This is a genomic window from Escherichia coli (assembly GCF_036503815.1).
Lineage (GTDB): Bacteria > Pseudomonadota > Gammaproteobacteria > Enterobacterales > Enterobacteriaceae > Escherichia > Escherichia coli_F.
In genome coordinates, this window is sequence record NZ_AP027764.1 from 107,890 (window position 1) to 132,603 (window position 24,714).

Below are 24,714 nucleotides of genomic sequence, written 5' to 3' on the forward strand. Positions count from 1 at the left end.
TACAGAGTAAATATGTCTCAACTCAATGATAGTGACATCATCCTTTTTGAGTATAATTTTCATTATCAAAATATAAGATCTAAAAATACTCTTGATATAGCATTTGGAATTGACAGAAATTTTCTTTTTGGATGTGGTGTAGCCATTGCATCTATTCTATTAAACAATAGCGAAATCTCTTGTGAATTTCATGTTTTCACAGATTATATCAGTGATAAAGACAAGTTATATTTTTCCGATTTAGCAAAACAATATAATTCAAGAATTAATATTTATGTTATCAATTGTGATAAGCTGAAGTCATTACCAAGCACGAAAAACTGGACTTATGCCACATATTTTCGATTTATAATTGCAGATTATTTCTATAGTAAACATGAAAAAATACTATATCTTGATGCAGATATTGCTTGCAAGGGTAGTATTAAAGAACTCTTAGATTATCAATTTTCTACTAATGAAATTGCCGCAGTTGTAGCTGAAAGAGATGTTGAATGGTGGCAGAATCGAGCCTCGATACTAACTACACCGCAATTAGCTTCTGGATATTTTAATGCTGGTTTTTTGCTGATAAATATTGTTGAGTGGAATCGAAATAACATTTCGTCAAAAGCTATTGAAATGTTGCGTGACCCAGATTGGGTAAGTAAAATCACCCACCTTGATCAAGATGTCCTGAATGTATTATTGAATGGTAAAGTCAAATTTATATCAGAAAAATATAATACCCGATATAGTATTAACTATGAATTAAAAGACAAGGTTGATAATCCAGTCAATGATGACACTGTGTTCATACACTATGTAGGGCCTACAAAACCCTGGCATGAGTGGGCTGATTATCCTGTGTCACGTAGTTTTTTGATCGCCAAAGCTGCTTCTCCGTGGTGTAAAGAAGATTTACTTAAACCTGTAAATAGCAATCAGTATCGGTATTGCGCAAAACATAAATTTAAACAAAAGCATTATATAGCAGGCATTCTTAATTATTTAAAATATTATAAAGAAAAATGCTTCTAAATATTTAAGGTTAAAATACTTCATCATGATATATAATAAAACGATAAATGGGTTGAAAGTTCTCATAAAAGATAATGATCCCTTTTACGAGCAAGTTCTGAATGACTTTTTAACTTGTAGGATTAAAACATTAAAAGTTTTTCGTTCTATTGATGATACTAAAGTCATTCTTATTGACACTGCTCGCGGACCTCTTGTGCTTAAAGTTTATGCGCCAAAGCATAAAATGGCCGAACGTTTCTTAAAATCTTGTGTCAAAAAAGATTATTATGAAAACTTAATTTATCAAACTGATCGGGTACGTGGTGAGGGCATCCAATCAATTAATGACTATTTTTTACTTGCTGAACGTAAAACATTAAATTTCTCACATTATTATATTATGCTCATTGAGTATATTGAAGGTGTGGGGTTAAATGAGTATTTGGAAATTTCAGAAGATCTGAAGCATCAATTATCAGAATCGATTAAAGAGTTGCATCAGCATGGAATGGTGTCTGGCGATCCTCATAAAGGAAATTTTATAGTATCCGAAAAAGGTTTAAGACTAATTGACCTTTCAGGTAAAAAAACAACCGCAGTTTTAAAAGCAAAAGATCGCATTGATCTTGAACGGCATTATAATATAAAAAATGAATTGAAAGACTTTGGCTATACATATCTCATATTCAAAAAGAAAATTAAAAAAGCAATCAGGGATGTAAAAGTCAAACTAGGATTGAAGAGCAAATAATGATTATGATGAAGGGTAATTAAATTGGATTTTAAACATCTTACTCAATTTAAAGATATAATTGAACTGGACAAGCGCCCTGTTAAACTTGATGAACGGGAAACGTTTAATGTCTCATGGGGTATTGATGAGAACTACCAGGTTGGGGCTGCGATTTCAATTGCTTCAATTCTTGAAAATAATAAGCAAAACAAATTTACCTTTCACATAATCGCTGATTACTTAGACAAAGAGTATATTGAATTATTATCACAATTAGCAACGAAGTATCAAACAGTAATTAAATTATATCATATTGATTCTGAGCCATTGAAGGCGCTACCTCAATCAAATATCTGGCCAGTATCTATTTATTATCGTTTGCTTTCATTTGATTATTTTTCTGCGCGATTGGATTCATTATTATATCTTGATGCTGATATCGTCTGTAAGGGTTCATTGAACGAGTTAATAGCATTAGAGTTTAAAGATGAATATGGGGCTGTGGTAATTGATGTAGATGCTATGCAAAGTAAAAGCGCTGAGCGTTTATGTAATGAGGATTTTAACGGTAGCTATTTTAACTCTGGTGTAATGTATATTAATTTACGGGAATGGTTACAACAAAGACTAACGGAGAAATTCTTTGATCTATTATCAGATGAGTCAATTATCAAAAAATTAAAGTATCCGGATCAAGATATTTTAAACTTAATGTTTTTACATCATGCTAAAATATTACCGAGAAAATATAATTGTATTTATACTATAAAGTCAGAATTTGAAGAAAAAAATAGTGAATATTACACCCAGTTTATTAATGATGAAACTGTCTTCATACATTATACTGGTGTAACTAAGCCATGGCATGATTGGGCGGACTACGCATCTGCAGATTATTTTCGTAATATTTATAATATATCTCCATGGAGAAATATACCTTATAAAAAAGCTGTTAAAAAACATGAGCACAAAGAAAAATATAAACACTTGCTTTACCAGAAAAAATTTCTCGATGGTATTTTTACAGCAATTAAATATAATGTTATGAAAGGTTAATATTCGAGATGGTTGATAAAATAATATTTACAGTTACTCCTATTTTTTCAATTCCTCCTCGCGGAGCGGCCGCTGTTGAAACGTGGATGTACCAGGTTGCTCAGCGTACCAATTTCCCAAATCGTATTGTTTGTATCAAGAATCCAGGATACTCAAATTATACCTTTGTTAATGATAATTGTAGTATTCATAGGGTTGGATTCAGCCGCATATATAAGCGGTTATTTCAAAAATGGACAAGACTTGATCCTCTTCCATATTCACAGAGAATATTGAATATTGCACATGATTTTCCTATAACGAAAGAAAGTGTTATTGTAGTTCATAATAGCATGAAGCTATATGCTCAAATTCGTAAGCGAGCACCCCAGGCAAGAGTGGTTATACATATGCATAATGCATTTGAACCAAAATTGCTTGAGCAAAATGTTAAAATGATAGTGCCTAGTTTATACTTGAAAAAGTATTACCAATCTTATTTAGCAAATGCAGATATTGAGATTGTACCAAATGGAATTGATTTAGAAACCTATCAATCTACTTTTCAGCCGATCACTAGAAGCGAACTTAATATCTCCCCTGAAGAGAAAATTATTTTTTATGCTGGGCGTATCGTCCCTGACAAAGGCATATTACTGTTGATGCAATCATTCGAAAAATTGGCCGCTGCTCACAAAAATTTAAAATTAGTTGTGATTGGTGATTATACAGAAATGAGTAAAAGTGACAAAGGTGCATATCAACACAATGTCAGGGAAATTGCAAAACGTTTGAAGGATCGTTGCATTATGTTAGGAAGCATACCGCCTGAAAAGATGCATTGTTATTACCCACTGGCAGATTTAGTTGTCATTCCTTCCCAGTTCCAGGAACCATTTTGCATGGTGGCAATTGAAGCTATGGGGGCTGGTAAGCCTGTTTTAGTGAGTACGCGTGGGGGGATGACGGAATTTGTCAAAGAAAATACTACGGGATTCCATTTAAAAGAACCTATGACTGCAGACTCTATAAGCAGCGATATTTTAAAAACGTTAGCGAATCCTGAATTAACAGCAGTTGCAAAGCAAGGTCAGGATTTTGTGTTTGATCACTACAGCTGGGATGGCGTAACTCAAAGATTCGAAGAGGTCATTCATAATTGGTTTGAATAAATAAAAAGGCCGCATTATGCAGCCTTTTTTATTTTTTACTTGTTTTTCATTGCTAATAATAAGCCGGCGTAAACGCCTAATAAATTTGGTTCAATTTGTTCTACGTTTCCACGGATAACAAAATAACCTATAAAAGATAGTAAGATTATATAATATGCATTATATGGTGAGCGGTTTTTATTCTGGACGCCATTTTTTATACACTCTTTCAATATTGCGCAGTATAGCATCATAAGACTTATCAGCCCTAATAAACCAGTGCCAAACCAGATGAATAGCGCAAAATTATGTGGCCCTATCGATTGTCTAAAGGTCCATTCTGGATAATCAACGACACGTTTATTATAGACATCTTTATATGCAACGTTACCGTAACCGTAACCAATAACAGGATTTTCTAATATTAGATCGAGTGCGCTGCCTTGAGTACCATTTGCATAGCGATAAGAACTATTAGTTTGTTGAAGTTTATACGTTAGATTTGCGGTCATCTCCTTATGTGTGAAAATAACCGATAATGCAATGATGGAAACCATTACTCCTACTAATAGTAACTTCCATTGTTTAAACATCAGAATCCATATTAATCCAATGACTAACACGGAAAGCCAGGCTCCTCTGGATAAAGTTCCTAATATCAGAAAAATAAAAACAACGCTTAGAACCGCAAAAGAAATGCGGTATTTTGCTGATTTGATAAGCCAGAGATTTAACAATGCAGGAAATAAAAAGACCATCGAGTCAGAAATGCTACGGTGTCTATAATCTGCAAATGGCATTACCCCTTGTTGATAGTCCTTATAATAGGCAATCAATTCAGAAAAACAACGTAAGCCCAACGCACTTATAAATGAGAAGAAAACGATTTTTTCGACATCTTCTCTTTTCTCGTCTCTCAATATGACCGGTATTGCTATTGTGCACAGTAAAGTATTCTCAATGATAGCTTTGAAAATTTCCTTCATGCTAGCACCTGCATCTGGGGATTGAAGAAGTGATAGCAATGCAGCAATAGTTAATATGGCAACACTACCAAAAAGACATGTTTTAAATAGTGAAAGATAGTGTTTTGGCCGTTTGCAGAGATAGACGATTGTCGTTATTGTCATAAGAATAACAATAAGATGTTTATACCTTGTAATTCCACCCAAAAAATAGGTGGTAATGAATAAGAATACGAGAGCTCTGTTCCAGTACGCTATCCAGTTTTTTTTCTCGAGAGAGAAAAATAATGTTGAGGTCATCTTATCTCCGATATCAACTTATTGGTTATTATTTCAAGATTTAAATTTTGAAAAACGGTTTGAGCTGGCAAATCTGCAAGAGACATACTTGTAGAACGACACTCTACTTGATTCTTCCCATACCCACCAATTAATCCCGGATCGGTAGGTCCATAAACCGTGATATTGGGTCTATCCAGTGCCGCCGTTAAATGGCTTAACCCCGTATCCACCGACACCACAAATTTAGCCCCGGCCAGCACGCGAGCAACGCCTTCCAGACTCATCTTCGGCAATACGTCGACATAATCAAATCCTTCCGCCAGTCTTTTTGCCCGCTCTTCTTCATGCGGCGCGCCCCACGGAAGTTTAATGCGAATCCCTGAATCTGCCAGTAAACCAATCAACTCTCGCCAGTGTGCTTCCGGCCAGTGTTTATCATCACGGGTTGTTGCATGAAGAAATACGGCATATTCGCCAGCATCTGTCGGCAGGTTCGTCAGGAAATGCTGCGCAATGGCATAATCGCCCTGAGTCTGCGGTTTGCTGTAACCCAGACTTTTGGCAAACAGTTCTCGGGTGCGCTCTACGGCGTGCTGCTGTTTTGCAATATGATGCTTACGATTGTAAAACCAGCTTGCCAGTGGTTCGCGAGCGGTTTGCCAGTCCATTCCATGCTTTACGCCATGCGCCAGACGCGTCACCAGCGCCGCGCTTTTTACCAGCCCCTGAGCGTCGATAATTGCGTCATAGTTCTCTGCTTGTAGCGCTTCACGAAACGCTTTCCGTTCAGCTTTTATGGGGGCCGAGAACCAGGCTTTACGCCAGCGACGTATTGCCACAGGAATAACTCGCTCAACGGCGGCGTGCCAGGAAGGAATTTGTGCGAACCCTTCTTCCACCACCCAGTCAAACTTAATCCCCGGGATTGCCTGCTGGGCATCAGTGAGTGCGGGCAACGTATGGAGAACATCGCCCATCGACGATGTTTTAACGATCAAAACCCGCATCCGTCAGGCTTCCTCTTGTAACAATAGCGCGTTGAGTTCTTCCAGTACGCGCTGGGGAGTAATGTCGATCAAGCTCTGGTGATAACCCTCCGCAGCATCACCTTTACGCACTTTGTGATAGCCGATAATCAGGCGGATCACACGCGCTTTATGGGATAGCGGCGGTGTGAAGTCCGGGCTACTCGGACCATACAGGGCAACCAAAGGACGATTGAGCGCCGCCGCAACGTGCATCAGGCCAGAATCGTTAGTGACAATGGCTTTACAGGTTGCAATCAGGATAACCGCTTGATCAAGCTGTGTTTCCCCCGCCAGGTTCCGGCACCATGCCTGCTGCTCGGTATTCAAAGCGGCAAGAATCTCATTGCCCGCTTCATGATCTTTCGCCGAGCCAAACAGAACTACCTGATAGCCTTCATCAATGAGCTGCTTTGCCAGCTCCGCATAGTGGTAGTGTGGCCAGCGTTTTGCCGGACCAAACTCCGCTCCGGGGCAAAAGCCAATCATCGGACGTTCTGATGAGAGCGAAAATTGATTACAGGTATATGATTTTTCACCTTCGCTCACCTGCAACTGCGGCCATAACAATGGCTGCGGCAGATCTTGTGCGGTACGCATAATGCCTTTGTCATAGGCCAGCGCGACATAGCGTTCCACCATTAGCGGCCAGGCTTCTTTATCGAGCACGCGTACATCGTTAAGTAAACCGTAGCGCATCTCGCCGCGCCAGCCGGTGCGATGAGGAATACCCGCGAAGAAAGGCACTAATGCGGACTTGAAGGAGTTGGGTAAGACGTAGGCGCGGTCGTAGCGCTTTTCACGCAGACTATGACCCAGTTTGCGGCGTTCGCCGATTTCCAGCGCTCCGTGACCGAGAGGCATAGGAATAGCTTCGTTAACTTCCGGCATCCGCGATAACAATGGACGGCACCATGCCGGTGCCATCACGTCGATTATCGCCTGGGGATAGCGCGCCTGGAGCGTGCGATAGAGACTTTGCGACATCATCATGTCGCCAACCCAAGACGGGCCGATCACCAGTATTTTCATGCAGAGCTCTTATGCGTCGCGATTCAGCCAGGCCATGTATTCCGTTACACCTTCAGCAACGGTTTTGAACGGTTTGTCGTAACCCGCCGCGCGCAGATTCGTCAGATCTGCCTGAGTGAACGCCTGATAGCGGCCTTTCAGTTTATCCGGGAACGGAATGTATTCGATCTGGCCTTTCTTGTGATAAGCAAGCGTAGCATCTGCTACTGCCTGGAAGGATTCTGCACGACCGGTGCCGAGGTTGAAGATGCCGGAAACGCCATTTTCCAGGAACCACAGATTCACATCTGCCACATCACCCACGTAGACGAAGTCGCGTTTAAAGTTCTCGCTACCTTCGAACAGTTTCGGCGATTCACCATTGTTGAGCTGGGTGTTGAGATGGAAAGCGACGCTCGCCATGCTACCTTTATGGCCTTCACGCGGCCCATAAACGTTGAAATAGCGGAAGCCAACAATCTGTGAGTTTGCTTCCGGCAGGATTTGGCGAACATATTCATCAAACAGGAACTTCGAATAACCGTAGACGTTCAGCGGTTTTTCGTATTCACGGGATTCAATAAAGTCGGAGGTGCGTCCACCGTAAGTGGCTGCGGAAGATGCATACAGGAACGGGATTTCGCGCTCCAGACAGTAGTGCAGCAGCTCTTTGGAGTATTGATAGTTGTTATCCATCATATACTTGCCATCCCACTCGGTGGTGGAAGAGCACGCGCCTTCGTGGAAAATCGCTTCGACATCGCCGAACTCTTCGCCAGCCATAATCTGGATCAGGAAGTCTTCCTTATCCATATAGTCCGCGATATTCAGATCCACCAGGTTCACAAACTTGGTGCCGTCTTTCAGGTTGTCCACCACCAGAATATCGGTGATGCCTTTATCATTCAGGGCCTTAACGATGTTGCTGCCGATAAAGCCCGCGCCGCCGGTAACGATGATCATAACTGTAACCTTCGAATTATGGAGTCAGAGACAATCTCAGACACGAATGTCTGTAATCATACCATCACATCCGAATCCCTTCAGCCCTTTACATAAAGATGCAAGGATGCTAATTGCAACAAACTAGTTTTGGTTTTAGCGAGTCCTTCATGGCGGATGTTGGTTTTGCACGTGAATAGTGCTTTAGTATCAATATTCCGATGTATGATAAATAACTGAAGCATTTGAATGGATAATATACAGTGTACATTCTGTTAATATTTATGATATAATTCCATTTTTATATTAATGGTCTTATTAGTAATGAAATCATCCACCACAATTATCACTGCTTATTTTGACATTGGTAGAGGGGATTGGACTGCTAATAAAGGGTTCCGTGAAAAACTGGCACGCTCAGTAGACGTTTATTTCAGTTACTTTGAGCGTCTGGCCGCACTTGAAAATGAGATGATTATTTTCACTTCTGCCGATTTGAAACCAAAGGTAGAAGCTATTCGCAACGGAAAACCAACAACGGTTATCGTTATCGATATAAAAAAGAAATTTAGACATATCAGAAGTCGTATCGAAAAAATTCAAAAAGATAAGTCATTTACAAATAGACTTGAGCCTCGACAATTAAAAAATCCAGAGTACTGGTCGCCAGAATATGTATTGGTATGTAACCTTAAAGCCTATTTTGTAAATAAAGCTATCAACATGGGGTTAGTGAAAACACCTCTTGTAGCGTGGATAGATTTTGGTTATTGCCGCAAGCCAAATGTAACACGAGGCTTGAAAGTTTGGGATTTCCCATTTGATGAAAATAAGATGCATTTTTTTACTATAAAAAAAGGGCTTACTGTCACATCTCAACAGCAGGCTTTTGATTTCATGATTGGTAACCATGTATATATTATTGGCGGCGCAATTGTTGGTTCCCAGCATAAATGGAAAGAATTCTATAAACTGGTTCTGGAAAGCCAAAAAATAACACTAAACAATAACATTGTGGATGATGACCAGGGCATTTTTGTCATGTGCTATTACAAACGCCCCAATCTCTTCAACCTAAACTATCTGGGGAGAGGAAAATGGTTCGATTTGTTTCGCTGCTTCAGGAGTAACACTTTAGGGGCAAAAATGCAGGCGCTGAGAATTTTTCTTTCAAGAAAATAGCCTTTCTTCCCTTAGTGAGTAGCGCTTGATAGCAGATGATAACGAAAAAATGGTGCCAGGCATCATTTTTTCTTTTTATATCAATGGAATAAATCATCCATCGTAATGCCCTTCAAAAAACATGTACGCTTTTTGTACGGTCCGTAGATATTAACAGACATCAACATTCACGTTATTTATCCTGAATTTTGCAGAAGTGTTAACGCGTCATCTCGTCGCAACCTATAAGTTTGGGTAATATGTGCTGGAATTTGCCCTGTCTGGAGAATCGCAATGCGTGGAGAATTTTATCAGCAGTTAACCAACGATCTGGAAACCGCAAGGGCGGAAGGGTTGTTTAAAGAAGAGCGCATTATTACGTCTGCGCAACAAGCAGACATCACTGTGGCTGATGGAAGCCACGTCATTAACTTTTGTGCCAATAACTATCTCGGACTGGCGAATCATCCGGATCTGATTGCGGCGGCAAAGGCGGGAATGGATTCTCACGGTTTCGGCATGGCTTCGGTGCGTTTTATTTGCGGCACTCAGGACAGCCATAAAGAGCTTGAACAAAAACTGGCGGCCTTCCTGGGGATGGAAGATGCGATTCTCTACTCTTCCTGCTTTGATGCTAACGGTGGCCTGTTCGAAACGCTGTTGGGCGCGGAAGACGCCATTATCTCCGACGCACTGAACCACGCGTCTATTATTGATGGTGTGCGTCTGTGCAAAGCTAAACGCTATCGTTATGCCAACAACGATATGCAGGAGCTGGAAGCACGTCTGAAAGAAGCGCGTGAAGCCGGTGCGCGTCATGTGCTGATTGCCACCGATGGTGTGTTCTCGATGGACGGCGTGATTGCCAACCTGAAAGGTGTTTGCGATCTGGCAGATAAATACGATGCCCTGGTGATGGTAGACGACTCCCACGCCGTTGGTTTTGTCGGTGAAAATGGTCGTGGTTCCCATGAATACTGCGATGTGATGGGCCGGGTTGATATTATCACCGGCACGCTCGGTAAAGCGCTGGGCGGGGCTTCTGGCGGTTATACCGCGGCGCGCAAAGAAGTGGTTGAGTGGCTGCGCCAGCGTTCTCGTCCGTACCTGTTCTCCAACTCGTTGGCACCGGCCATTGTTGCCGCTTCCATCAAAGTGCTGGAGATGGTTGAAGCGGGTAGCGAGCTGCGTGACCGTCTGTGGGCGAACGCGCGTCAGTTCCGTGAGCAAATGTCGGCGGCGGGCTTTACCCTGGCGGGTGCCGATCACGCCATTATTCCGGTCATGCTTGGCGATGCTGTAGTGGCGCAAAAATTTGCACGTGAACTGCAAAAAGAGGGCATTTACGTCACCGGTTTCTTCTATCCGGTCGTTCCGAAAGGTCAGGCGCGTATTCGTACCCAGATGTCTGCGGCGCATACCCCTGAGCAAATTACGCGTGCGGTAGAAGCGTTCACGCGTATTGGTAAACAACTGGGCGTAATCGCCTGAGTGAGGATGTGAGATGAAAGCGTTATCCAAACTGAAAGCGGAAGAGGGCATCTGGATGACCGACGTTCCTGAACCGGAACTCGGACATAACGATCTGCTGATTAAAATCCGTAAAACAGCCATCTGCGGGACTGACGTTCACATCTATAACTGGGATGAGTGGTCGCAAAAAACCATCCCAGTACCGATGGTTGTAGGCCATGAATATGTCGGTGAAGTGGTCGGTATTGGTCAGGAAGTGAAAGGCTTCAAGATTGGCGATCGCGTTTCTGGTGAAGGCCATATCACCTGTGGTCACTGTCGCAACTGCCGTGGCGGTCGTACCCATCTGTGCCGCAACACGATCGGTGTCGGTGTTAACCGTCCGGGCTGCTTCGCAGAATATCTGGTGATTCCGGCGTTCAATGCCTTCAAAATCCCCGACAATATCTCCGACGACCTGGCTTCCATTTTTGATCCCTTCGGTAACGCCGTGCATACCGCGCTGTCGTTTGATCTGGTGGGCGAAGATGTGCTGGTTTCTGGTGCAGGTCCGATAGGTATTATGGCGGCGGCGGTGGCGAAACACGTCGGTGCACGCAACGTGGTGATCACGGATGTTAATGAATACCGCCTTGAGCTGGCGCGTAAAATGGGTATCACCCGTGCGGTTAACGTCGCCAAAGAAAATCTCAATGACGTGATGGCGGAGTTAGGCATGACCGAAGGCTTTGATGTCGGTCTGGAAATGTCCGGTGCGCCGCCAGCGTTTCGTACCATGCTCGACACCATGAACCACGGCGGTCGCATTGCGATGCTGGGTATTCCACCGTCTGATATGTCTATCGACTGGACCAAAGTGATCTTTAAGGGCTTGTTCATTAAAGGTATTTACGGTCGTGAGATGTTTGAAACCTGGTACAAGATGGCGGCTCTGATTCAGTCTGGCCTCGATCTCTCGCCGATCATTACCCATCGTTTCTCTATCGATGATTTCCAGAAGGGCTTTGACGCTATGCGTTCGGGCCAGTCCGGGAAAGTTATTCTGAGCTGGGATTAACACGAACAAGGGCTGGTATTCCAGCCCTTTTTCCTGAGGATAATCCGTTAAATATGTAAAATCCTGTCAGTGTAATAAAGAGTTCGTAATTGCGCTGATCTCTTATATAGCTGTTCTCATTATCTCTCTACCCTGAAGTGACTCTCTAACCTGTAAAAATAATATCTCACAGGCTTAATAGTTTCTTAATACAAAGCCTGTAAAACGTCAGGATAACTTCAGAGGTCGTCGGTAATTTATGATGAACAGCACCAATAAACTTAGTGTTATTATCCCGTTATATAATGCGGGCGATGATTTCCGTACTTGCATGGAATCTTTAATCGCGCAAACCTGGACTGCTCTGGAAATCATTATTATTAACGATGGTTCAACGGATAATTCTGTTGAAATAGCAAAGCATTACGCAGAAAACTATCCGCACGTTCGTTTGTTGCATCAGGCGAATGCTGGCGCATCGGTGGCGCGTAATCGTGGGATCGAGGCGGCGACGGGTAAATATGTCGCTTTTGTCGATGCTGACGATGAGGTCTATCCCACTATGTACGAAACGCTGATGACCATGGCGTTAGAGGACGACCTCGACGTGGCGCAGTGCAACGCTGACTGGTGTTTTCGTGAAACGGGAGAAACTTGGCAATCCATCCCCAGCGATCGCCTTCGCTCAACCGGCGTATTAACCGGCCCTGATTGGTTGCGGATGGGGCTTTCTTCCCGCCGTTGGACTCACGTTGTCTGGATGGGGGTTTATCGTCGTGATGTCATTGTTAAAAATAACATTAATTTTATTGCCGGATTACATCATCAGGATATTGTCTGGACAACAGAATTTATGTTTAACGCGCAACGCGTGCGATATACCGAGCAATCGTTATATAAATATTATTTGCATAATACGTCAGTGAGCCGATTGAATAGACAGGGAAATAAAAACCTTAATTATCAACGCCACTATATTAAGATTACCCGACTGTTGGAAAAGTTAAATCGCGATTACGCAGACAGAATAGTGATTTACCCGGAATTTCATCAACAAATAACTTACGAAGCATTACGTGTTTGCCATGCGGTACGTAAAGAGCCAGATATTATTACCCGCCAACGGATGATTGCCGAGATATTTACTTCCGGTATGTATAAGCGCTTGATTACCAATGTGCGCAGCGTGAAGGTGGGTTATCAGGCGTTACTGTGGTCTTTCCGCTTATGGCAATGGCGCGACAAAACGCGGTCGCACCATCGCATTACGCGTAGCGCCTTTAATTTGCGCTAGCGTTAAGTTTTGCCGCTTCGGGCTGTTTGCCCCAGCCTTGCCACTGATGCTGGAAGTAAACGATCAGCGTGCTCTGGCTGATGCTTTCGCTTAATACTTCAAAGAAGCGATTAGCATAAACAGGTTCCAGCGGTTTCTTCGGTTTGCAGAGCTTCACGCCACGGAACGGATTACGCGGTGTGTCGGGCACAGCGTTTTTAGGCGGTGTAGACGTATCAATCTGCGGTTCATTCAGCAAGCTGCTGGCTTTCACCAGTGTAATGTCTGGCGGCAGGTTATAAACCATCTGTTGCAACACGCGTACCGTTGAAGGGTGAGGATGCCCAATGGCAATGGTCGAACCGTTGCGACGCGCCAGGTCAATTGCACGATTAAACTGCACACGGATGTCTGCTTCGTTCTGTGAATCGTCGAGGAACACCTTCCGTTTAATAACCTTCACGCCAGTGCCTTGCGCGGCGCGCATCGCCTGGGTATTACCGATGGTTACGCTGTCGAGGAAGTAAAGATTGTAACGCTCCAGTGCCTGCATCACTTTCTGCATACCAAACAGGTTAGAGGTCATCTTGCTACCCATGTGGTTGTTGATCCCCACGGCATAGGGCACGTTATTGACCGCACTACGAATAATGCGCTCAATTTCGTCGCTGCTCATCTCCGGGCGCAGCGTATTTTTCTCCAGCGGCTGTTTACTCAACGGTGCCATTGGCAGATGAATCAACACTTCGTGACCGCTGTTATGCGCTTTGGTCGCCATCTCTCTGGCGTGCGGTGAATCGGGTAATACAGCGACGGAGATAGCGGAGGGCATCGCCAGCACCTGGTTTTCGTTGTGCGGGCGATACCCAAAATCATCAATGACGATGGCAAGTTTGCCAGCAAGTACGGGGGAGGAGAGCGCCAACAGAGCGGCAAATGCAAGAACGTTACGACGAAATGGAAACAAAACTTATCTTCCCAACCACGGCTGTGGATTGACCGCCTGACCCTGGCGGCGAATTTCGAAATAGAGTGAAGGCCGACCCTGACCGCCACTGCTGCCCACCAGTGCAATTGGCTGGCCCGCGCGAACCTGCGAACCAACGCTCACCAGTGCGCTCTGATTATAGCCGTAAAGACTCATGTCGCCTTTACCATGCTCAACCACCACCACCAGACCGTAGCCTTGCAGCCAGTCAGCCAGAATCACCCGACCGTCGGCAATCGCTTTAACTTCAGTACCTTCAGAAGCACCAATCACCATCCCTTTCCAGCGCAGCTCACCCTGTAGCTGCTCGCCATAACGATGCAGCGTCGGCCCGCGAACCGGCCAGAATGCCTGACCACGCGGCGCGCCCAGGCCACCAGTTCGGGACATCAGCGATTTTTCGCTTTCGGTCGGTTTGTAGGTGGTGCCTTTGCGCGTCGCTTCTTTCTGACGGTCGCGAACCGCCTGGGCTTCGCGCGCCTCACGTTCAGCACGCGCTTTCGCTGCCGCTTCCGCACGGGCAATGCTGTTACGTAGACGAGATTCGTTGGCGCGCAGCTCGCTCAACTGTTGTTGACCTTGCTGGATGGAAGACTCTAGCCCAGCCAGCGTCTTTTTACGCTCGTTCAGCGCCTGGGTCAGCTTCGCCTGTTGGGCGCGCTGCTCATATAACAGTGTTTGTTGCTCGCTCTGTTTCTCTTCCAGCTCGGCGCGTTGCATAGCGACTTCTTCACGCGTTTGTTTCAACTGAGCAATGGTTTCTTGTCGCGCCTGGTTGAGATAACCGAAATAAGCCTGTAAACGCTGACCACGCTGGCTTTCTTCACCGCTGAGAATGAGCTGAATACCGGTATGCTCGCCCTGACGAAACGCGGCATCCAGTTGCGCGGCGAGGCTGCGTTCCTGAGCGGCTTTTTGCTGCTCCAGTTTGGCAATCGACGCGTTCATCCCATCAATCTGTTTATTCAGTTGATTGAGTGTGTTTTGCGTTTCGCGCAGCTTGCGAGTGGCTTCAGAGATCGCTTCTTCCTGCTTTTTCAATTGTGCGAGCAGGCTTGCGCGTTGTTGTTGCTTTTGGCGTACCGCGCGCTCTTTCGCGGCGATATCGGCCTGAATAGATTTGAGTTGGTCGCGATCATCCGCGTGGGCGGAAAAGGCGCACAACAATACGCCAGCGCTAAGAACGCTGGCGTAGATGATGGGCCTGATTGCAAACCTGCGCGGTTTCACGGCCCGTGTCATGGTATTAATCGCCTTTCCCCTCATGGGGAGGGATTATTCCACGATGAACAGCGGCTTACCAGTCATCTCTTGCGGGATTTCCATACCCATCAGCGACAACATGGTCGGCGCGATGTCAGAAAGTTTGCCGCCTTCAACCGCTTTCACGTTCTTATCGCCAACGTAAATCAGCGGAACAGGCAGATTGGTGTGCGCTGTGTGCGCCTGACCCGTTGCCGGATCGCGCATCTGTTCAGCGTTACCGTGGTCAGCGGTGATCAGCAGTTGTCCACCCACGGACTCAACCGCTTTCGCAACTTCATCCACGCAGTGATCCAGCGCTTCAACGGCTTTAACCGCTGCTTCCATCACCCCGGTGTGACCTACCATGTCGCCGTTAGGATAGTTACAGATGATAGTGTCGTATTTGCCGCTCTTGATGGCCGCAACCAGTTTTTCGGTCAGCTCTGCGGAGCTCATTTCTGGCTGCAGGTCGTAAGTTGCCACTTTCGGCGAGTTGATCAGAATGCGGTCTTCGCCTTTGAACGACTCTTCTACACCACCGTTAAAGAAGAAAGTGACGTGAGCATATTTTTCGGTTTCGGAAATACGCAGTTGAGTTTTGTCGTTTTTCGCCATCCACTCGCCGAAGGTGTTAACCAGAGAAGCTGGCGGGTAAGCAACCGCAGTTTTGATATCAGCGGCGTATTCGGTCAGCATCACGAAATCGATGTTAACCACTTTCTTACGCGCGAAGCCGTCGAAATCAGCGTTCACGAAAGCACGAGTGATTTCACGCGCGCGGTCAGCACGGAAGTTCATGAAAATCAGCGCATCGCCGTCTTCCATTGCCGCGTCTGGCTGGCCTTCAGCACGGATAACGGTCGCTTTCACGAATTCGTCGTTTTCGTCGCGAGCATAAGCAGCCTGCAAACCGGCAACAGCGGTGTCGGCCTGGAATTCGCCCTGCGCCAGCGTCAGCAGGTCATACGCTTTTTCAACGCGATCCCAACGATTGTCGCGGTCCATTGCGTAGTAACGACCAATGATGGACGCTACGCGGCCTTTGCCCAGCGCGGCAAATTTCTCTTCGAATTTTTTCAGCGAGGATTCAGCACTGCGCGGCGGGGTGTCGCGACCGTCAAGGAATGCGTGCAGGTAGATTTTTTCTGCGCCGCGTTCCGCTGCCAGTTCTACCATCGCCATGATGTGATCTTCGTGGCTGTGTACACCACCTGCGGACAGCAGACCCATAATGTGTACTGCTTTGCCTGCGTTTTTCGCTTTATCTACCGCACCAGTCAGCACCGGATTAGCGAAGAAAGCGCGATCTTTGATTTCAACGTCCAGACGAGTCAGGTCCTGATACACGATGCGGCCGGCACCCAGGTTAACGTGGCCTACTTCGGAGTTACCCATCTGACGGTCAGGCAGACCGACTTCCAGACCGGAAGCGTCGATCAGGGTATGCGGACGATTGGCCCACAGTGCATCCATTACCGGGGTTTTAGCACTAAAAATGGCGTTATCCTGCTGTTCTTCGCGATAGCCATAGCCATCCAGAATCACCAGTACCATAGGTTTTTTAGAAACCGACATTGCGACAACCTCATACTCAAGAGTCAAAATTTGCGTAATTTTACTACAGCTGAATCGATAAAATAGCCTCTGAAGATCAAAATATACGACCGCTCGCGGCAAGCCGATGCCAGATTTACGCTTTTTTTTCGTAGCGCCCCGCAAAATTGCATTCCAGTTAACGCGCTGGCTGTATTTGCCGCACCGCGCAGGTATACTCCTTTCCTGGTTTTTTTAATCACTACGTCGGGAGTTGTTACCCCCCATGCAAGAAATTATGCAATTTGTTGGCCGTCATCCCATACTGAGTATCGCCTGGATCGCGTTACTGGTGGCGGTTCTTGTGACTACGTTTAAGAGCCTGACCTCGAAAGTGAAGGTGATTACTCGTGGTGAAGCTACACGTCTGATCAACAAAGAAGACGCTGTGGTTGTGGATTTACGTCAGCGTGATGACTTCCGTAAAGGCCATATCGCAGGTTCTATCAATCTGTTGCCGAGCGAAATCAAAGCCAATAATGTTGGTGAGCTTGAGAAGCACAAAGACAAGCCGGTTATCGTGGTAGACGGTTCTGGCATGCAGTGCCAGGAGCCTGCAAACGCGCTGACGAAAGCAGGTTTTGCGCAAGTATTCGTGCTGAAAGAGGGCGTCGCTGGCTGGGCTGGCGAGAACTTGCCTCTGGTGCGCGGCAAATAATTTACCTGCCGTTTTTCATGCCGCAGGCGGTGAGCTGCAATTATGCCCCCAGTGACTTATTGTTATAAGCTTCTGGGGACACTCCATTTTGCTGCCGCCCTGCAACATGAAATTTCAGGGTAAAAAACAGGAGCTAATTTATGGCCAATGTTGAAATCTATACCAAAGAAACCTGCCCGTATTGCCATCGTGCGAAAGCACTGCTGAGCAGCAAGGGTGTGAGTTTTCAGGAGTTGCCGATCGATGGCAACGCCGCTAAGCGTGAAGAGATGATCAAACGCAGCGGTCGCACCACGGTTCCGCAGATTTTTATTGACGCACAGCACATTGGCGGCTGTGATGACTTGTATGCATTGGATGCACGTGGTGGACTGGATCCCCTGCTGAAATAACGTGTGAACGTTGGCATTACATTGCGCAGTATTTAAGGACAACACTTAAGGGTTTTCGACACATGTCAGAACAAAACAACACTGAAATGACTTTCCAGATCCAACGTATTTATACCAAGGATATCTCTTTCGAAGCGCCGAATGCGCCGCACGTTTTCCAGAAAGATTGGCAGCCAGAAGTTAAACTTGATCTGGATACGGCATCTTCTCAACTGGCAGATGACGTTTACGAAGTGGTACTGCGTGTTACCGTAACGGCATCCCTGGGCGAAGAAACTGCGTTCCTGTGCGAAGTTCAGCAGGGCGGTATTTTCTCCATCGCGGGTATCGAAGGCACCCAGATGGCACATTGCCTGGGCGCGTACTGCCCGAACATTCTGTTCCCGTATGCTCGTGAGTGCATCACCAGCATGGTATCCCGCGGTACATTCCCGCAACTGAACCTTGCGCCGGTTAACTTCGATGCGCTGTTCATGAACTATTTGCAGCAGCAGGCTGGCGAAGGTACTGAAGAACATCAGGATGCCTGATGAACCAACGTAATGCTTCAATGACTGTGATCGGTGCCGGCTCGTACGGCACTGCTCTTGCCATCACCCTGGCAAGAAATGGCCACGAGGTTGTTCTCTGGGGCCATGACCCTGAACATATCGCGACGCTTGAACGCGACCGCTGTAACGCCGCGTTTCTCCCCGATGTGCCTTTTCCCGATACGCTCCATCTTGAAAGCGATCTCGCTACCGCACTGGCAGCCAGCCGTAATATTCTCGTCGTCGTACCCAGCCATGTCTTTGGGGAAGTGCTGCGCCAGATTAAACCGCTGATGCGTCCTGATGCGCGGCTGGTGTGGGCGACCAAAGGGCTGGAAGCGGAAACCGGACGTCTGTTACAGGACGTGGCGCGTGAGGCGTTAGGCGATCAAATTCCGCTGGCGGTTATCTCTGGCCCAACGTTTGCGAAAGAACTGGCGGCAGGTTTACCGACGGCCATTTCGCTGGCCTCTACCGACCAAACCTTTGCTGATGATCTTCAGCAGTTGCTGCACTGTGGTAAAAGTTTCCGCGTTTACAGCAACCCGGATTTCATTGGCGTGCAACTTGGCGGCGCGGTGAAAAACGTTATTGCCATTGGCGCGGGGATGTCCGACGGTATCGGTTTTGGTGCGAATGCGCGTACGGCGCTGATCACTCGAGGTCTGGCTGAAATGTCGCGTCTTGGCGCGGCGCTGGGGGCCGATCCTGCCACCTTTATGGGCATGGCGGGGCTGGGTGATCTGGTACTTACCTGTACCGACAACCAGTCGCGTAACCGCCGTTTTGGCATGATGCTCGGTCAGGGCATGGATGTACAAAGCGCGCAGGAGAAAATTGGTCAGGTGGTGGAAGGCTACCGCAATACGAAAGAAGTCCGCGAACTGGCGCATCGCTTCGGCGTTGAAATGCCAATAACCGAGGAAATTTATCAAGTATTATATTGCGGAAAAAACGCGCGCGAGGCAGCATTGACTTTACTAGGTCGTGCACGCAAGGACGAGCGCAGCAGCCACTAAACCCAGGGAACCTTTGTTACCGCTATGACCCGGCCCGCGCAGAACGGGCCGGTCATTATCTTATCGTGTGGAGTAAGCAATGTCGTGTGAAGAACTGGAAATTGTCTGGAACAATATTAAAGCTGAAGCCAGAACGCTGGCGGACTGTGAGCCAATGCTGGCCAGTTTTTACCACGCAACGCTACTCAAGCACGAAAACCTGGGGAGTGCACTGAGTTACATGCTGGCGAACAAGCTGTCATCGCCAATTATGCCTGCCATTGCTATCCGTGAAGTGGTGGAAGAAGCCTACGCCGCCGACCCGGAAATGATCGCTTCTGCGGCCTGTGATATTCAGGCAGTGCGTACCCGCGACCCGGCAGTCGATAAATACTCAACCCCATTGTTATATCTGAAAGGTTTTCACGCCTTGCAGGCGTATCGCATCGGTCACTGGCTGTGGAATCAGGGCCGTCGCGCGCTGGCTATTTTTCTGCAAAACCAGGTATCTGTGACGTTCCAGGTGGATATTCATCCGGCGGCAAAAATTGGTCGCGGTATCATGCTCGACCACGCGACGGGCATCGTTGTGGGTGAAACTGCGGTGATTGAAAATGACGTGTCGATTCTGCAATCCGTTACCCTTGGCGGTACGGGAAAATCTGGCGGCGACCGTCACCCGAAAATTCGTGAAGGCGTGATGATTGGCGCAGGCGCGAAAATTCTCGGCAATATTGAAGTTGGGCGCGGTGCGAAGATTGGCGCAGGTTCCGTGGTGCTGCAACCGGTGCCGCCACATACCACCGCCGCTGGCGTTCCGGCACGCATTGTCGGTAAACCAGACAGCGATAAACCATCAATGGATATGGATCAACATTTCAACGGTATTAACCATACCTTTGAGTATGGGGATGGGATCTGACGTCCTGTGATTGTGCCGGATGCGATGTAATCATCTATCCGGCATACAGTAACTAATCTCTCAACACCGCTCCCGGATACCCCAACTGCCGCCAGGCTTCATACACCACGACCGACACCGCATTGGACAGGTTCATGCTGCGGCTGTCCGGCACCATTGGAATACGAATTTTTTGTTCAGCGGGCAGGGCATCAAGAATGCTTGAGGGCAGGCCGCGCGTTTCCGGGCCAAACATCAGATAGTCGCCATCCTGGTAACTTACGGCGCTGTGAGCAGGCGTACCTTTCGTGGTGAGGGCAAACAGACGCTGCGGGTTTTCAGCCTTAAGAAACGCGGCATAGTTATGATGGCGCGTAACGGCGGTAAATTCGTGGTAGTCCAGCCCCGCACGGCGCAGGCGCTTATCGTCCCAGGCAAATCCCATCGGTTCGATGATATGCAGGCGAAAGCCGGTGTTGGCGCAAAGACGGATGATGTTGCCAGTGTTTGGCGGAATTTCTGGTTCGTAAAGTACGATGTTTAGCATACTGCCCCCTTAGTGCGGGGGCAGGATAGCAGAAAATTGAGAAGTGGTGCGGCCTTTTCCCCTCACCCCGGCCCTCTCCCCGGAGGGGCGAGGGGGAAACGACTATGCGGCATTCCCTTTCGCCATCGGAGCCAGCGCCGCAGGCAACTCTTTACCCAGCCCCTGCACCAGCGAATCTTGCGTAATTTCACTGATCGATTTTGCGCCAGTCAGTGTCATTGCCACTTTCATCTCTTTTTCGATCAGATTCAGCAGATTTGCCACGCCCGCCTGGCCCGCCGTTGCCAGCGCATACAGGAAAGCACGACCCAGCAGTACAGTATCGGCACCGAGTGCAATCATACGCACGACATCAAGCCCGTTACGAATGCCGCTATCTGCCAGAATGGCGATATCACCTTTCACCGCATCTGCAATAGCAGGCAACGCACGGGCAGAAGAGAGTACACCGTCCAGCTGGCGGCCACCGTGGTTAGAAACCACAATGCCATCTGCGCCAAAACGTACCGCATCACGCGCATCTTCTGGGTCGAGGATCCCTTTGATCACCATCGGGCCATCCCAGAAATCGCGGATCCACTCAAGGTCTTTCCATGAGATAGAAGGATCGAAGTTATTCCCCAGCCAGCCGATGTAATCTTCCAGTCCGGTCGGTTTGCCGAGATAAGCCGAGATATTACCGAGATCATGCGGACGACCATTCAGGCCCACATCCCACGCCCATTGCGGATGCGTTACCGCCTGCAAGTAGCGGCGCATTGCCGCGTTCGGGCCGCTCATTCCAGAGTGCGCATCACGGTAACGCGCACCAGGCGTTGGCATATCCACAGTGAAGACCAGAGTTGAACAGCCTGCCGCTTTTGCACGCTCCAGCGCGTTACGCATAAAGCCGCGATCGCGCAGCACATATAACTGGAACCACATCGGACGCTTGATGGCGGGGGCGACTTCTTCAATTGGGCAAACAGAAACGGTCGAGAGAGTAAACGGAATGCCATGTGCATCCGCCGCTTTTGCGGCCTGAACTTCGCCGCGTCGCGCATACATGCCACACAAACCTACCGGACCTAGCGCCACCGGCATCGACAATTTCTCATTAAACAGCGTCGTTTCCAGGCTTAAGTCGGACATGTTTTTCAGAATTCGCTGGCGCAGCGCCACCTCTGACAAATCTTCCACGTTGCGGCGCAGGGTGTATTCAGAATATGCTCCCCCATCCATATAGTGGAACAGGAATGGCGGCAGAATGCGTTGTGCTGCGGCGCGATAATCGCTGGCTGCGGAAATAATCATGCGTTTTTCTCCCTCGAATTCTCATTATGGTCACCAGGCAGGCGGGTAATGCGTGCATGGCGAGCCTGATCTTCATCGAATCGTTTCATGGTGGTGTGAACAAAGCTAAGGTGCGCCATCATTGCTTTACGCGCCCCGTCAGCATCACCGGCAAAAATGGCGTCAATGACAGCCTGATGTTGTTCGGTCAGTTGTGAAAAAACCGGGGGCACCAGATACATCCGCTGACGGCTATGCTTCACTGAGGATTGCAGGACATCGAAGAAACCACGCATGGTTTGCAGCAGCACGATGTTATGTGAGGCTTCGGCAATCGCCAGATGAAAACGAACGTCCGCTTGTGAGGCGAGATCCGGGTCTTCACTTAGCGTTGCTTCAAAGCAAAGCTGAATTTTCTCTTTTTCGCCAGGTGTGGCGCGCATTGCCGCATGCCATGCGGTGCTGGCTTCAATGGCGTAGCGGGCTTCCAGAATATCGAAACTGTAATCCGGATCATCGGCCATCAGCGTTTTCAGCGGCTGGACGATGTTTTGCTCCGACCATGTGTCATGACGCCAGCGAATAAACGTCCCGCCGCCGCGTCGACTAAGCAGCACGCCTTCGCTCACCAGTTTTGCCAGCGCCTCGCGCAGTGAATTACGCGATACGCCGAGTTGCATCGCCAGTTGACGTTCAGCGGGCAACTTCATGCCCGCCTCCAGGTTTTTTTCATCAATCAGCGCCCGCACACGATCGGCAACCTCGTCTGACAGGCGTCTGGGTAAAACAATCATTAAGGAATCATCCACGTTAAGACATAAGCCTGAAGCGTGGTGATCACGCCCACCATACAGGTGAAGATCAGGCTGTGTTTGACAGTAAAGCGGAACAAATCAGACTCTTTGCCCACCAGGCCAACCGCCGCACAGGCGATAGCGATAGATTGCGGCGAGATCATTTTGCCGGTGACACCACCGGTGGTGTTGGCAGCAACCAGCAACAGGTCAGAAACGCCAATTTGTTGTGCTGCAGTGGCTTGCAGCGCGGCGAACAGGGCGTTAGATGAGGTATCCGATCCGGTCAGGAAGACACCAAGCCAGCCGAGGAACGGCGAGAAGAAGGTGAATGCATGACCGGTGTGCGCCAGTGCCAGCGCCAGTGTTGATGACAGTCCGGAATAGTTCGAAATAAAGGCGAATGCCAGCACCATACCGATGGAGTAGATAGGCAGAGCCAGTTCTTTTAGGGTGCTGCCGAAGGTGCTGATAGCGTCAGATGGTTTCATCTTCAGCCAGACAATCGAGAGCAGGGCAGCAAACAGAATGGCGGTACCGGTAGCAGAGAACCAGTCGAACTTAAACACGGCGGCGTAAGCTGTCGCTTCGCTGACCACTGGCGGCATACGGGCAACCAGTTTATCGAGGTACGGCACCGGAATATTGATCACCCACTCATACAGCGCGCCACCCGATGCGAACAGGGCTTTAAACGGCGGGATACTCCACAGTGTTACGGTAGCGGTCAGGAACAGGAACGGTGTCCAGGCACGTAATACCTGACCCGCGGTGTAACCGGTGTGGGCCAGCGTCATATCAACCTGTGACGCCCCCAAATCACCAAAACGGAATACGCGCACCGGCTGCCAGCGTTTGAGGAACAGTGTCAGGCAGAGCAGCGATACCAGCGAAGAGATAATGTCTGGCAGTTCTGGCCCAATAAAGTTAGAGCTGAGGTATTGAGCGATGGCAAACGAGCCGCCCGCAACCACGACCGCAGGCCAGGTTTCTTTGATACCGCGCCAACCGTCCATAATCGCCATAATCCAGAACAGCACGATAATGGTCATAAACGGTAGCTGACGCCCCACCATCTGGCCAATCTCAAAGCTGTCGATGCCTGTTACCTGCCCGGCGACCAGAATCGGAATACCCATCGCACCAAATGCTACTGGCGCGGTGTTAACAATCAGGCACAGCCCGGCGGCGTACAGCGGTTTAAAGCCCAGGCCGACCAGCAATGCGGCGGTAATTGCTACCGGTGCGCCAAAGCCTGCGGCTCCTTCAAGGAAAGCGCCGAAACAGAAACCGACGATCAGCATTTGCAGACGCTGGTCAGGGGTTATCGAAAGAATAGACGAGCGGATGATGTCAAACTGCCCGGTTTTCACCGAGATCTTATAGACGAACACCGCTGCAATAATGATCCACGCGATGGGCCACAAACCGTAGAAGAAGCCATAAACCACCGAGGCCAGCGCGTTAGCGACCGGCATTTTATAGAACAGCAAAGCCACGGCAAGGGCGATTGCCACCGTCCATGAGGCGGCGACATAACCTTTGAGTTTGAGCTTAATCAGCGCAAAGAAGAAAAACAGGATGGGAAGCGATGCTATCAGGCTGGAAAGCCAGATATTCCCGGCGGGATCATAGTTTTGTTGCCAGAGATTCATTGCAGGTCTCCTGCAGTCCACACACGCCGCGTGATGAGTCTGTTGCTCATCT

Annotated in this window: 24 protein-coding genes; 13 read left to right on the top strand and 11 right to left on the bottom strand. The window is 47.9% G+C overall.

The genetic code is table 11. The features are described 5' to 3' along the window. Nucleotides 1-12 precede the first annotated feature (12 nt). From waaO to AABJ99_RS00500, 4 genes are read left to right on the top strand one after another with little or no spacing between them, the layout of a single operon-like run. Nucleotides 13-1,020: a lipopolysaccharide 3-alpha-galactosyltransferase gene (gene waaO, locus AABJ99_RS00485; protein ID WP_039021763.1), complete on the top strand. Its 1,008-nt coding sequence runs from the start codon at nt 13-15 to the stop codon at nt 1,018-1,020. A gap of 25 nt (nt 1,021-1,045) precedes the next feature. Continuing rightward, nucleotides 1,046-1,753 (top strand): lipopolysaccharide core heptose(II) kinase RfaY, encoded by a 708-nt coding sequence (rfaY, locus tag AABJ99_RS00490; protein ID WP_039021764.1) that lies wholly within the window; start codon nt 1,046-1,048, stop codon nt 1,751-1,753. A gap of 24 nt (nt 1,754-1,777) precedes the next feature. Continuing rightward, complete coding sequence (locus AABJ99_RS00495; RefSeq protein ID WP_039021765.1) at nt 1,778-2,791, top strand: glycosyltransferase family 8 protein; 1,014 nt, start codon at nt 1,778-1,780, stop codon at nt 2,789-2,791. 8 nt (nt 2,792-2,799) lie between these two features. Continuing rightward, on the top strand, nt 2,800-3,942 hold the full coding sequence (locus AABJ99_RS00500) for a lipopolysaccharide N-acetylglucosaminyltransferase (RefSeq protein ID WP_039021766.1): 1,143 nt from the start codon (nt 2,800-2,802) through the stop codon (nt 3,940-3,942). Between the two features lie 35 nt (nt 3,943-3,977). On the opposite strand, the gene rfaL is transcribed toward AABJ99_RS00500, so the two are convergent. The 4 genes from rfaL to rfaD are packed head-to-tail and all read right to left on the bottom strand — an operon-like array spanning nt 3,978 to nt 8,167. Continuing rightward, entirely contained in the window at nt 3,978-5,186 is a 1,209-nt protein-coding gene (gene rfaL, locus AABJ99_RS00505; protein WP_039021767.1) for an O-antigen ligase RfaL, read from the bottom strand. Further along, complete coding sequence (gene rfaC / locus AABJ99_RS00510) at nt 5,183-6,175, bottom strand: lipopolysaccharide heptosyltransferase RfaC (protein ID WP_039021768.1); 993 nt, start codon at nt 6,173-6,175, stop codon at nt 5,183-5,185. The genes rfaL and rfaC overlap by 4 nt, the downstream gene beginning before the upstream one ends. Nucleotides 6,176-6,178: 3 nt before the next feature. Then, a complete protein-coding gene (gene rfaF / locus AABJ99_RS00515) occupies nt 6,179-7,225 on the bottom strand; it encodes an ADP-heptose--LPS heptosyltransferase RfaF (protein WP_039021769.1) in 1,047 nt (348 codons plus the stop codon). Nucleotides 7,226-7,234: 9 nt separating this feature from the next. Then, complete coding sequence (gene rfaD / locus AABJ99_RS00520) at nt 7,235-8,167, bottom strand: ADP-glyceromanno-heptose 6-epimerase (RefSeq protein WP_000587764.1); 933 nt, start codon at nt 8,165-8,167, stop codon at nt 7,235-7,237. Nucleotides 8,168-8,470: 303 nt separating this feature from the next. On the opposite strand from rfaD, the gene yibB reads away from it, so the two are divergent. From yibB to waaH, 4 genes are all read left to right on the top strand, one after another. Further along, nucleotides 8,471-9,328 (top strand): protein YibB, encoded by an 858-nt coding sequence (gene yibB / locus AABJ99_RS00525; protein WP_000842814.1) that lies wholly within the window; start codon nt 8,471-8,473, stop codon nt 9,326-9,328. A gap of 273 nt (nt 9,329-9,601) precedes the next feature. Beyond that, entirely contained in the window at nt 9,602-10,798 is a 1,197-nt protein-coding gene (kbl, locus tag AABJ99_RS00530) for a glycine C-acetyltransferase (protein ID WP_001213834.1), read from the top strand. Between the two features lie 13 nt (nt 10,799-10,811). After that, nucleotides 10,812-11,837, top strand: coding sequence for an L-threonine 3-dehydrogenase (tdh, locus tag AABJ99_RS00535; protein WP_000645982.1), 1,026 nt, complete (start codon nt 10,812-10,814; stop codon nt 11,835-11,837). Nucleotides 11,838-12,075: 238 nt separating this feature from the next. Continuing rightward, nucleotides 12,076-13,110, top strand: a complete 1,035-nt coding sequence (gene waaH, locus AABJ99_RS00540) for a UDP-glucuronate:LPS(HepIII) glycosyltransferase (protein WP_039021770.1) — start codon at nt 12,076-12,078, stop codon at nt 13,108-13,110. On the opposite strand, the gene yibQ is transcribed toward waaH, so the two are convergent. The 3 genes from yibQ to gpmM are packed head-to-tail and all read right to left on the bottom strand — an operon-like array spanning nt 13,097 to nt 16,897. Then, a complete protein-coding gene (gene yibQ, locus AABJ99_RS00545) occupies nt 13,097-14,056 on the bottom strand; it encodes a divergent polysaccharide deacetylase family protein (RefSeq protein ID WP_039021771.1) in 960 nt (319 codons plus the stop codon). The genes waaH and yibQ overlap by 14 nt on opposite strands. A 3-nt stretch (nt 14,057-14,059) precedes the next feature. Then, complete coding sequence (gene envC / locus AABJ99_RS00550) at nt 14,060-15,319, bottom strand: murein hydrolase activator EnvC (protein WP_338387472.1); 1,260 nt, start codon at nt 15,317-15,319, stop codon at nt 14,060-14,062. A gap of 33 nt (nt 15,320-15,352) precedes the next feature. Then, nucleotides 15,353-16,897 carry a 2,3-bisphosphoglycerate-independent phosphoglycerate mutase gene (gene gpmM / locus AABJ99_RS00555; protein WP_001353573.1) on the bottom strand — a complete coding sequence of 515 codons (1,545 nt, stop codon included), beginning with the start codon at nt 16,895-16,897 and terminating at the stop codon, nt 15,353-15,355. Between the two features lie 244 nt (nt 16,898-17,141). Between gpmM and yibN the strand changes: the two genes are divergently transcribed. From yibN to cysE, 5 genes are all read left to right on the top strand, one after another. Next, nucleotides 17,142-17,573, top strand: coding sequence for a rhodanese-like domain-containing protein (yibN, locus tag AABJ99_RS00560; protein WP_001156181.1), 432 nt, complete (start codon nt 17,142-17,144; stop codon nt 17,571-17,573). Nucleotides 17,574-17,713: 140 nt separating this feature from the next. Continuing rightward, nucleotides 17,714-17,965: a glutaredoxin 3 gene (gene grxC / locus AABJ99_RS00565; RefSeq protein WP_000024392.1), complete on the top strand. Its 252-nt coding sequence runs from the start codon at nt 17,714-17,716 to the stop codon at nt 17,963-17,965. Between the two features lie 62 nt (nt 17,966-18,027). Continuing rightward, nucleotides 18,028-18,495 carry a protein-export chaperone SecB gene (gene secB, locus AABJ99_RS00570; protein ID WP_000003377.1) on the top strand — a complete coding sequence of 156 codons (468 nt, stop codon included), beginning with the start codon at nt 18,028-18,030 and terminating at the stop codon, nt 18,493-18,495. Continuing rightward, nucleotides 18,495-19,514, top strand: coding sequence for an NAD(P)H-dependent glycerol-3-phosphate dehydrogenase (gene gpsA / locus AABJ99_RS00575; protein ID WP_001076194.1), 1,020 nt, complete (start codon nt 18,495-18,497; stop codon nt 19,512-19,514). Before secB ends, gpsA begins: the two co-directional genes overlap by 1 nt. Nucleotides 19,515-19,593: 79 nt before the next feature. Then, nucleotides 19,594-20,415: a serine O-acetyltransferase gene (gene cysE / locus AABJ99_RS00580; protein ID WP_001277561.1), complete on the top strand. Its 822-nt coding sequence runs from the start codon at nt 19,594-19,596 to the stop codon at nt 20,413-20,415. Between the two features lie 52 nt (nt 20,416-20,467). Here the strand turns inward: cysE and trmL are convergent, their stop codons facing one another. The 4 genes from trmL to lldP all read right to left on the bottom strand — a co-directional run bounded on the left by trmL (nt 20,468) and on the right by lldP (nt 24,662). Further along, nucleotides 20,468-20,941: a tRNA (uridine(34)/cytosine(34)/5-carboxymethylaminomethyluridine(34)-2'-O)-methyltransferase TrmL gene (gene trmL, locus AABJ99_RS00585; RefSeq protein ID WP_000932363.1), complete on the bottom strand. Its 474-nt coding sequence runs from the start codon at nt 20,939-20,941 to the stop codon at nt 20,468-20,470. A gap of 102 nt (nt 20,942-21,043) precedes the next feature. Next, nucleotides 21,044-22,234, bottom strand: coding sequence for a quinone-dependent L-lactate dehydrogenase (gene lldD, locus AABJ99_RS00590; protein WP_000586976.1), 1,191 nt, complete (start codon nt 22,232-22,234; stop codon nt 21,044-21,046). After that, on the bottom strand, nt 22,231-23,007 hold the full coding sequence (lldR, locus tag AABJ99_RS00595) for a transcriptional regulator LldR (protein WP_001353574.1): 777 nt from the start codon (nt 23,005-23,007) through the stop codon (nt 22,231-22,233). Before lldR ends, lldD begins: the two co-directional genes overlap by 4 nt. Further along, the gene (lldP, locus tag AABJ99_RS00600) at nt 23,007-24,662 is read right to left on the bottom strand and encodes an L-lactate permease (RefSeq protein WP_001297977.1); all 1,656 of its coding nucleotides are present in this window, start codon (nt 24,660-24,662) and stop codon (nt 23,007-23,009) included. The genes lldR and lldP overlap by 1 nt, the downstream gene beginning before the upstream one ends. Nucleotides 24,663-24,714 lie beyond the last annotated feature (52 nt).